Source organism: Nonomuraea lactucae, from assembly GCF_003313395.1.
GTDB lineage: Bacteria > Actinomycetota > Actinomycetes > Streptosporangiales > Streptosporangiaceae > Nonomuraea > Nonomuraea lactucae.
This window is the reverse complement of sequence record NZ_QNFZ01000249.1, coordinates 1-9,663: the sequence shown is the minus strand read 5'-3', so window position 1 is coordinate 9,663 and position 9,663 is coordinate 1. Positions and strand designations below refer to the sequence as shown.

9 protein-coding genes are annotated in these 9,663 nt (G+C 71.8%); 1 reads left to right on the top strand and 8 read right to left on the bottom strand.

Annotation, left to right across the window (positions count from 1 at the left end):
• Window positions 1-120: 120 nt before the first annotated feature.
• The 3 genes from DQW85_RS15655 to DQW85_RS44520 all read right to left on the bottom strand — a co-directional run bounded on the left by DQW85_RS15655 (window position 121) and on the right by DQW85_RS44520 (window position 2,210).
• Window positions 121-708, bottom strand: a complete 588-nt coding sequence (locus DQW85_RS15655; RefSeq protein WP_113701041.1) for a hypothetical protein — start codon at window positions 706-708, stop codon at window positions 121-123.
• 465 nt (window positions 709-1,173) lie between these two features.
• Window positions 1,174-1,863, bottom strand: a complete 690-nt coding sequence (locus DQW85_RS15650; RefSeq protein ID WP_113701040.1) for a single-stranded DNA-binding protein — start codon at window positions 1,861-1,863, stop codon at window positions 1,174-1,176.
• A 179-nt stretch (window positions 1,864-2,042) separates the two neighbouring features.
• Window positions 2,043-2,210 carry a hypothetical protein gene (locus DQW85_RS44520; RefSeq protein WP_162795024.1) on the bottom strand — a complete coding sequence of 56 codons (168 nt, stop codon included), beginning with the start codon at window positions 2,208-2,210 and terminating at the stop codon, window positions 2,043-2,045.
• Between the two features lie 379 nt (window positions 2,211-2,589).
• Here DQW85_RS44520 and DQW85_RS15645 point away from each other — a divergent pair, with 379 nt between their 5' ends.
• Window positions 2,590-2,880 carry a helix-turn-helix domain-containing protein gene (locus DQW85_RS15645; RefSeq protein ID WP_113701039.1) on the top strand — a complete coding sequence of 97 codons (291 nt, stop codon included), beginning with the start codon at window positions 2,590-2,592 and terminating at the stop codon, window positions 2,878-2,880.
• On the opposite strand, the gene DQW85_RS15640 is transcribed toward DQW85_RS15645, so the two are convergent.
• The 5 genes from DQW85_RS15640 to DQW85_RS15620 all read right to left on the bottom strand — a co-directional run.
• Complete coding sequence (locus tag DQW85_RS15640) at window positions 2,877-4,499, bottom strand: GTP-binding protein (RefSeq protein WP_113701038.1); 1,623 nt, start codon at window positions 4,497-4,499, stop codon at window positions 2,877-2,879. The two genes, DQW85_RS15645 and DQW85_RS15640, sit on opposite strands and share 4 nt — an antisense overlap.
• Window positions 4,496-6,562 carry a GTPase gene (locus DQW85_RS15635; RefSeq protein ID WP_240197204.1) on the bottom strand — a complete coding sequence of 689 codons (2,067 nt, stop codon included), beginning with the start codon at window positions 6,560-6,562 and terminating at the stop codon, window positions 4,496-4,498. Before DQW85_RS15635 ends, DQW85_RS15640 begins: the two co-directional genes overlap by 4 nt.
• Before the next feature lie 439 nt (window positions 6,563-7,001).
• A complete protein-coding gene (gene cobA / locus DQW85_RS15630) occupies window positions 7,002-8,234 on the bottom strand; it encodes a uroporphyrinogen-III C-methyltransferase (protein WP_113701037.1) in 1,233 nt (410 codons plus the stop codon).
• An 82-nt stretch (window positions 8,235-8,316) separates the two neighbouring features.
• Window positions 8,317-9,330: an agmatinase gene (speB, locus tag DQW85_RS15625; RefSeq protein WP_113701036.1), complete on the bottom strand. Its 1,014-nt coding sequence runs from the start codon at window positions 9,328-9,330 to the stop codon at window positions 8,317-8,319.
• A gap of 86 nt (window positions 9,331-9,416) precedes the next feature.
• A partial coding sequence (locus DQW85_RS15620; protein WP_162795023.1) for a nicotinate-nucleotide--dimethylbenzimidazole phosphoribosyltransferase occupies window positions 9,417-9,663 on the bottom strand: 247 nt, incomplete at its 5' end.

Sequence of the window (9,663 nt, the reverse complement as noted above, 5' to 3'; positions counted from 1 at the left end):
CACCGGCGAATCCACCCCAACCTGGCGAAACGCCTGACACGTGAACCAGACGGAACTCCCAGGATCAAACACCCACTTAGAATCCATTGCAGCGCGTTTCCACTGACCAACGGCATGCAATCAGCGGAGGTCCGCCAGCCGGACCTCTTGCCCGCTGCGGGGGAGGCGGAACCGGTAGCCGTGGCCGTCCGCGACCGTCTTGGCCCCGTCCAATGCCTGCACCAGTCGACGCAGCCTCGGATAGGGCGAGGCGAGTGTCTTGTCGCGTAGGAATTCCCGCCGCAGCATGTCGATCACGTTCGCGGCCAGGTTGGCGCCTGCTTTCCGGTATGCCGCCTCGTGTGCGACCACCTGCGGGCCGCGCCAGACGTCCCGCTGCCCGTCCGGCACCGGGTGGTAGACGACGAGGTGGTCGCGCCGGTGCGTCGGCAGCGGTGAGGAACCACGGCCCTCGCCGTCGATCAGCGGCCCCATAAGCAGGGCAGCCTGCTCGGTGTTGGGCACCTCCGCATACTGCTGGAGCGTCGCGTCCAGGAACCGGCCAGCGGCGGGCACCACCAGCACCGTGTGCCCATTGAACGTGCCGTCGGGGTTCCAATGCGGCCCGTCCCCGCCGTACAGGGTGTGCGAGCCATTGCCATCGGCCTCCAGGATCACCGCCTCCACGCGGGAGTCGATCCCGTACTGGGCCAGCGCGTAGGAGGCCACCCCAGGGCAGCATCGTATGGAGTCGTTCGAGGTTCATGACGGCCGCCCTGGCTGGGGCGGGGCGGGCGTTGTTCGGGGGTGGCGCTCCGAAGCAGCGCATCCCGTACGGGCTCGATCAGGCGGGTGTGGGGCACCGTGGCGAGGGTTGCGTCGCCCAGCACCATGATGCCCCCCACTCGGGCGGGCACAGGCCCGAGTCCGGCGAGGCGACTACTCGTACGTCGCTGCACGCGACGGCCTCGACCGGGACCCCGGGCCAGGCCTGTCCATGGTGCCACGCACGGCTGACGAGGCCCGGGATATCCGGCTGGCTGTGCTCTGACCACACTGTCTGGCGTGCTCGGGACGGCTGCGCATGATCGCTGGCTGTGTCGCGAGCCATGGCCAACGGTTCCTCTTCCTCGTGTGCGGTCCGCGTATTCACTCCCCGTCCAAGCGTCTTTCGTCCGGGCCAGCCTGCCTGTGTCAGGCTGCTGCGCGTTCTTCCGATGGCCATTCGGCGTCTTCGGACTCGTGCTCGTTGTCGTCGGCCCCGAGGATGCGGACTGTCGCGGGATCGTCAGGGAGGGGGCGCTTCGTCTTGGTGCTCTGCTTCCGGGCGGGAGGGTGGGGTGTCGCTGGGGCGACGGCTTGGTCCGTGCTCTCGGGCGTGGTGGGGGATGCCTGAACGGCGGATGTGTCGCGCTCTGGGGTGGCCCTGCGGTCGCCGGTCGGTTTGGTGCCCATGGCCCAGTCTTCTATCTCGGCATCGAGGCGGTCGCGCATCTCCTTGCTGACCGTGGCCACGCCGCCGCCCCGGTCGGGCTTGGCGAAGGTCCCCGTGCCCCAGCGCAGGTCGTGGCCGACCGCGCTGGCCTCCACCTCGGGCATGAAGCGGCGGTCGCCCTCCTGGCCGAACTCGCGGATGCGGAGCTTGCCCGACACCATCACAGGCTGGCCGATCTTGATCGATTGGGCCACGTTGTCGCCGAGAGCCCGCCAGCAGCGCACCGCGAAGCACACCTTCTCCCCGTCGGTCCACTGCCCGGTCTTCCTGTCGAAGTAGCGGTGAGCCGTCAGCACCCGCAGCGACGTCACTTTCACACCGTCCTCGAACGTGTATTGCCGGGGCTCTGCTGCGACGTTGCCGGTGAGCGTGATGTAAATGTCGTTCATCCGTTGCCTCCCATGCGGCGGGCGGGATGCCCGCGACCTGGGAACACGGTGCCTGAGTGGTGGGGAGGCGGGGGCGGTCGAGCGGCGTTCTGTGGAAACGGGTGGGGTCTGGTGAGGCCGTCTGTGGATGGGGAGGCGGCCTCCCAGGTGGCCCCCATGGCTCCCATGGCTCCTATGGCTTAGCGACAGGCCGGGCACGTCGGCGTGGGGCGCGTCTGGATGGCCGCCAGTTGGGCGGGGTCGATCACGTGGCGCAGGGAGCCGGGGATGCCGTCGGGTCGCGAGAAGTTGAGGATGTGGATCGCGCAGTCCTCTCCCCTGCGGAACAGGGTGAAGTGATCCTGCATGACCAGGTGCCGTCGACCGGTGCCACGGGTGTGGCGAAGACCATCATGCCCGGTGTGGCCGGGATGTAGGAGGTCCAGGTCGAGTGGGGCGCCCAGTAGGTGAACACCATCTGGTGGTCGGCGACCTCCGCGGGTCCCGGCACATCCCTTGAGGACGCAGGCACCGACGACGCCGACACCGAGGCCGCCGCCACCGCGAGCGCAGGCACCGCGAGCGCAGGCACCGATGCCGAGGGCGGAACGGCCTGGCGGGCGTCCAGGGTGATGGTGGTCGCGCCGTTCGCCCGGGTGCTGGTCGCCGCCACCGAGCGCCCTGTTCGAGGCGCTCTGGGACCGCGCACTGCCGCTGGCGTTACGAGGCCCGGACGCGGGCGGCGGCATGGGCGGTGCCGAAGCGCCGACCTCGGACGACCGTCGTCTCCTGTCGATGCTCACCGCAGGCGTCCCCGACAGGACGGCCGCCAAGCACCTCGGCTACAGCGCCCGTACGTACCAGCGCCGGATTCAGGAACTGATGGCCCGCCTGGGCGCCGAGACGCGCTTCCAGGCGGGGCTGCAGGCCGCCCTGCTCGGCTGGATCGACCGGCCGGCCACGACCGCGACGAGCCGGCGGCCCGGCCGGCGAACTGACACGAGAAGCCGGGAAACCGGAACGCCGGTGTGGCTCTAGCCGGCCAGAGCTCTCATGGCCGTGTAGAACGCGTGGTGGCGGCCCAGCTCGCGTTCGACCGGCTCCACCACCATCGTCTCGGCGATGGCGGCCACGCGGCGGCGCATCTCGCGTTCGAGGCGTTCGCGCTCCCTCGACGCGCCGAGCTCGACGAAGTTGCGTGAGGCGATGCCGGAGAGCGCGCCCAACCCCAGCACGGCGGCCATCATCAGCCCGACCCAGGGCAGCGCCGCCGTGTCGCCGAGCAGTTGGAAGCCGAGCGGCGCGTCTCCGGGGAAGAGCAGCCCGGCGCCCATCCACACCAGGCCCGTGACGAACGCCGCGACGAGCGTGTACTGCCACGTCTTGAGCAGTCGCCACCACGCCGGCACGTGGTGGAGGTGGGGGGCGACCTTGGTGAGGTTCTCGGTGAGCGCCTTCGGCACCTGCGCGGCACGCGAGCGCGCCGCGTGGTTGAGCGACGCGCGCCACACCGGGTGCATCCCGCCCGACAGGCCGTCGGCGAGCGCCTGCACCGCGTTGATCACCTCGGCGGACTGCGCGCTCACCGAGCCGTCGGTGATGCCGCGGATCTCGTCCGCGACGTCGTCCAGGCGCAGGCTCTTGAGCGGGTCGGGCCGCAGCTTGGCGAACCATCGCGGGTACGGCCAGCCGACCCAGCTCATCGACCGCTCGGCGTAGATGTTCTCCATCGCCTCGCCGACCGCCGGGACGCCCACGGCGTCGCAGAGCGCGTCGGTGAGGCCCATCCTGCGCGCGTCGTCGACGGTGGAGGGGGCGGAGAGCGCCTCGTCGGCCGGCATGGTCTGGGCCACGCGCTGCTCCAGGCGGTGGAGGTCCGCCTCCAGCTTCTGGACGGCGGCCCTGCGCCGCGACACGGCGGCGGCGAGGACGCTCTTGAGGCTGTCGACGCCCCGGCCGGTGATCGCCGAGGTGGGCACGACGCTCGGGTGCTCGACGCCTTCGCGGCGGAGCAGGTCGTTGAGGTCGATGACCAGCTCGGCCAGCTCCGCGGCGGTCAGCCTGTCGGCCTGGTTGAGCGCGAACACCGTGGGCGCGTCGCGCCCGGCCAGCTCCGTGACGTAGCGGCGGTGGGTGGAGGCGTCGGCGTATTTCTGCGGGTCGAGCACCCACACCACCAGGTCGGCCAGGCCGATGAGCCGGTCGGCCTCGTTGTCGGTGAGCGCCCTGATCGAGTCGTGGTCGGGCAGGTCGAGCAGGATCAGCCCGTGCAGCTGGCTCTCGCCCTTGTCGAGCGCGCTGGCCCGCGCGAACCGGTGGCGCCACTGGATCTGCAGCCAGTCGAGCAGCGGTGTCGCCCCGTCGAGCCCCCACACGCAGGCGTGAGTGCGGGCCGTGGTGGGCCTGCGCACACCGGTGGGCGAGAGCTCCAACCCTGAGACGGCGTTGAACAGCGACGACTTCCCGCTGCCCGTGCCGCCCGCCAGGGCGACCACGGTGTGCTCCGACGACAGTTTGAGCCGCTCTCCTGCCCGGGTGAGCAGGGTGCTGGCCTCGGCGAGCAACTTGGGCTCCAGCCGTCCCGGGCCGAGCTCCACGATCTTGGTGAGGGCGTTGAGCCGCATCGCGAGGCTCGGCCTCGCCGCTACGGTGGTCATCGAGCCACCTCGAGGTTGTACGTGGCCTGGTAGAGGCGGGTCGCGATGGACTCGTCGGGGATGCCCGCGGAGTCGAGCGCTTGCACGTAACGCATGGATTCCTCGTCGAACAGCATGCCGATCCTGGCTCGCAGGTCGCTGAGCGCCTTCGCGCCGATGCCGCGCAGCGACTCCGCGCCGAGCAGCGCGGTGACGAGCCGGTGCTGCACGCCCTCGACGGTGCCGCCGCTGAACATCGCGACCATGAAGATCAATGACAGCGAGTCGGCGTCGAACGACAGCAGCTTCGACACCGAACGCTTGGCCACCCCGTCGGTGCGCACCAGCTCGGCGACGTGCTCCTGCCAGGCGGCGATGGCCCGGCTCGCGTGCCGTACGAGATCGTCGGAGGGGCGCTCCAGGCCCTCCGCGAGCGTCACACCGAGCGGCGAGCGGTGCCGCCAGCGCGCCACCACCTCTTCCGCGGCGCGGTTGGCGGAGGCGGCGATCACCGACTCGAGGCCCACCCGCAGCGCAGCCCTGAACGCCGTGATCCGCTCGGGCGCCTGCCTCGCCGACCTGCCGCGCTTGCGCAGCTGGAGGGTGCGCATGAGGTCGCCGGAGCCGGCGAAGTCCTGCCAGCGGGCGAGCACCTCTCCCTGGATCAGCGCCCCGGTGCGGAACGCCTTGTCGATCTCGGAGAGCGCGTTGCGGTAGGCGGCGTCCACGTCGGCCCGCAGGTCGCCGCGGAAGGCCACCTGTAGCTCCATGTGCTTGGCCAGCGCGGGGACGCGGGTGCGGAAGCTGTTGAGCACGCCGTTCAGCGTCTCCCGTACGGCCTGCGCGCGCCGCTCCTCGTCGACCGAGAGCTCGGCCAGCCACAGGCGCAGGTCGGTGACCTCGTTGTCGGGCAGGCGGCCGTCGACGACCTTCGACTCGTTGATGACGAACCGGTCGATCTCGCCCAGGCCGTACTCCGTGAGCATGCGGACGAAGTGCTTGAGCACCACGTCGCGAGCCCTCGGCTGCACCCTCGACAGCACGATGGCGAGCCGGGCGCCGCGCTCCTTGGCGAGCCTGAGCAGGTTCCAGGCGGGGGCGTCGGCGTAGCGGGCGGCGGTGGTGACGAAGACCCACAGGTCGGCCGCGTCGAGCATGCGCTGCGCGATCTCGTGGTGCTCCTCGACGACCGAGTCGATGTCGGGGGTGTCGAGCAACGCCACGCCCTGCGGCAGCTTCTCGGTCGGTACGACGATGAGGCTGTCGAGGCCGGCGTCGGGCGAAGGCTTGTCGATGCGCCGCAGCCCGCCGAGCAGCTCTCCCTCGGCGAACCACTTCCGGTCGTCGGGGTGACAGGCGAGGACCGGGACGCCGGTGGTCGGCCGCCGCACCCCGGTGCGCGAGACGTTCTTCTCGGCCAGTGAGTTGACCAGCGTGGACTTGCCGGCGCCGGTCGAGCCGGCGACGACGATGAGTGCGGGCGCGGTGTTGGTGCGCACCCTCGGCAGCACGTAGTCCTGGAGCTGGGCCAGCAGGTCGGCCTGCGCCTGCCGCGCCTCGCCGGCGCCTGGCAGGTCGAGACCGAAGCTCACCTCGGACACGCTCGCGCGCAGGGTGTCGAGCGCCGCGGTGAGCGCCGCCACGGTCTCGGGCGGCAACCCCTCACCACCCCGCCGCTCCGGCTCCTCGGGGCGCGCGCCCGCTTCGCCGGGGGTGTCCTGCTCTGCTTCTACCGCCTCTTCCTGGCTCGGCTCGGCCGCCCGAGGCTCGCCCGGGTCCTCCCCGTCCAGGTCCTCCTCGTCCTGCTCGCCCTCGTCCTGCTCGCCCTCGTCCTGGTCGGGCTCGTCCAGGTCGTCCTCGTCCTGGACGTCTTCGACCTGGTCGGGCTCGCCATTGGGCGCCTCCTCAGCCTGCGCCTCGGGAGGATCGGCGAGCGCCGGAGGAGTCTCCTCGTCGCGCTCTGGCGCGGGCTCGTCGTCCTGATCCTGCTCGTCCTGGTCGGGCTCGGTGTGAGCGGGCTCCTCCTCGGAGGACTCGCCGGTGGGCACGGACGTCTCCGCGGACGCGGCCTGTTCGTCGGGCACGGCCTGCTCGCCCGGTGCGGGCTCGTCGGCCGGTGTGAGCTGGTCGGCCGGTGTGAGCTGGTCGGCCGGTGTGAGCTGGTCGGCCGGTGTGGCTGGTCGGCCGGTGTGAGCTGGTCGGCCGGTGTGGGCTGGTCGGCCGGTGTGGGCTCGTCGGCCGAGTCGAGGTGCTCGCCGGGTGCGGGCACGGCGTCCGGCGTGGCGGTGTCGGCCGGTGCGGGCTCGTCCGCCACTGCGAATTCGGCGTCCGGTGCGGGCTCGGCGTCCGGTGCGGGCTCGTCCGCCGGTGCCGGGGCGTCAGCCGGTACGGCGCCGGCGCGTGCGGGCGGGGTGCCGGTGTCGTGGGCCTGGTCCGGGGGGACGAGGTCATCGTCTCTGATGGGGCGAAAGCTCAGGGTCTGCTCGCCCGGCGACTCCTGGCGCCCGTCATCCATGGCCGTGTTCACGGCAAGCGCTCCGCTCGAACCATCTCGACCTCCTGGCCGACCCTCACGACGTCGCCGACGATGATGATCGCCGGCGGCCGTATCCCAGCCGCGGACACGCGGTCGGCCACGGTGGAAAGTGGAGCGATAACCGCCCGCTGGGTCGGAAGGGTACCGTCCTGCACGACCATTACGGGAGTCTCCGGCGCACGTCCGTCTCTCAGGAGGGCCTCGGCCACCTTCGCCAGCCGCTCCACGCCCATGAGGAGGACGAGGGTGCCCTGGGAACGGGCCATCGCCGGCCAGTCGACCGTCGACTGGGGGTCGTCCGGCGCGACGTGGACGGACACCACGTGGAACTCCTGGCTCACCCCCCGATGGGTCACCGGGACGCCGGCCGCCGCGGGCACCGCCACGGCGCTGGTGATGCCGGGCACGACCAGCACGGGGATGCCCGCCCTGGCGCAGGCGATCATCTCCTCGCCGCCGCGGCCGAACACGAACGGGTCGCCGCCCTTGAGCCTGACCACGAACTTGCCCTGTCTCGCCCGGTCGATGAGCAGCTCGTTGATGGTGTCCTGGGCGAGGGCCCTGCCGTACGGGACCTTGGCGGCGTCGATGAGCTCGACGTCGGGGGCGAGCTCGTCGAGGAGGGCGCGGGGCGCGAGCCGGTCGGCGACCACCACGTCGGCCTGCGCGAGGAGCTGCCGCCCGCGTACGGTGATCAGCCCGGGGTCACCGGGACCACCGCCGACCAGGGCCACGCCGACCGGTTTGGTGCGGTTGCGGCGGGCGTCGACCGTGCCGTCGCGGAGGGCGCCCACCACGGCGTCCCTGATGCCCGCCGCGCGGCGCGGGTCTCCTCCGGCGGTGACCGCCACGGTGATCTCGTCGACCCGCCCCGAGGCGGGGGTCCAGGCGGCCGAGGCGTCCTTGTCGTCGGCCCGTACGCACCAGATGTGCTTGGCCTCGGCCTCAGCGGCGACGGCCGTGTTGACGGACCGCTCGTCGGTGCAGGCCTGGACGAGCCAGGAGCCGTCGCAGTCGCCCACCTCGTAGGGCCTGGCGTGCCAGGTGACCCGGCCGGCGGCGATCAGATCGTCTAGGGCCGGTGTGACACTGGGCGACACCAGGGTGACCACCGCGCCCGCCTCGAGCAGGGCGGGCACCCGACGCTGGGCGACGCGGCCGCCGCCCACGACGAGGACCCGGCGACCGGAAAGCCGCAGGCCGAGGAGGTAGGGGCCCATGGTGGGAATCTCCCGTTCGCGTGGTTGGGTGTGTCAGGAGGTAAACCTACCGGGTCTTAACGGAACGTTTGCTTCGCACAGGTTAACGGCCGTCGAGCAGGGGCTGGTGGGGATCCCAGCGGGGCCCGCCTTCGTCGTCCTTGCGGCGTCTGGCCAGCGCTGAGAGCGCCTCAAGGATAACGCGGTTGCCGAGCATCGCGGTGATGTCCGCGTGATCGTACGGCGGGGCGACCTCGACCACCTCCATGCCTGCGACGGGCAGTTCGTAGCAGATGCGTCGCACCGCGTCGAGCAGTTGCCTGGCCGAGAGGCCGCCCGGTTCGGGGGTGCCGGTGCCGGGGGCGTGGCCGGGGTCGCACACGTCGATGTCGACGGACAGGAAGACATGGTCGCACTCGTCGAGCGCGATGCCGAACGACTCGGTCAGGCACTCGTCGAGCCCGCGGGCGACGATCTCGGTCATCTCGTAGGAGCGCATCCGCTGCTCGGCCATCCAGCCGAGCGTCTCGGGCTCCGGCCAGTAGCCGCGCAGGCCGATCTGGAGGAAGCGGTCGCCGCGGATCGCGCCCGACTCGATCAGGCGGCGCATGGGCTGGCCGTGCCCGTACAGGTGGCCGAACGCGATGTCGCCGGTGTCGGCGTGCGCGTCGAAGTGGATCATCGACGTGCGGCCGGGCTCGTGCGCGCGGGCGGTGCCCCGCGCGTCGGGGAGGGCGACGGTGTGGTCGCCGCCAAGGACGAGCGGGATGGCGCCGGAGGCGGCCACGCGGTGCACGGCGTCCTCGATGGCGGTGAGCGAGCCCTCGACGTCGCCGGAGTAGCACTCGACGTCGCCCGCGTCGAGCACCCGCAGGTCGCGCAGCGCGTCGACGCGCAGCGCCAGGCTGGGCCGGGAGCCGTCGTGCGGCAGGTAGCAGGCCTGGCGCAGCGCCATCGGGCCGAACCTGGCGCCGGGCCGGTTGGAGGTGCCGCCGTCGAACGGCGCGCCGATGATCACCACGTCGGCGCCCGCGTAGCTCGCGGGATCGCCGACGTCGCAACGCTCGACACCCAGGAACGTGATGTCGGGGCCGTACATCGGACCGTATCGGGACACTGTCACCACCTCACCACTGGCACATCAGGGTCACGCTCGCCGATGACCGCCGGTGATCCGCGAGAACGTCGCGACCAGGTCCATCCTCACACCTGCTTCTCCGAGACGCCCGCCGAGTCGAACGTGGCGACGTCGTGCATCACGCGTACGGCGGCGCAGACGAGGGGGTGGGCGAGCAGGCCGCCGGTGCCCTCCCCCAGCCGGAGCTCCAGGTCTACCAGCGGCCGGAGGCCGAGGGAGGCGAGCGCGACGGCGTGGCCGGGTTCGGCGGAGCGGTGCCCGGCCACGCAGTGGTCCGTGGCGGCCGGGTCGAGGGCCGCGGCGACCAGCGCG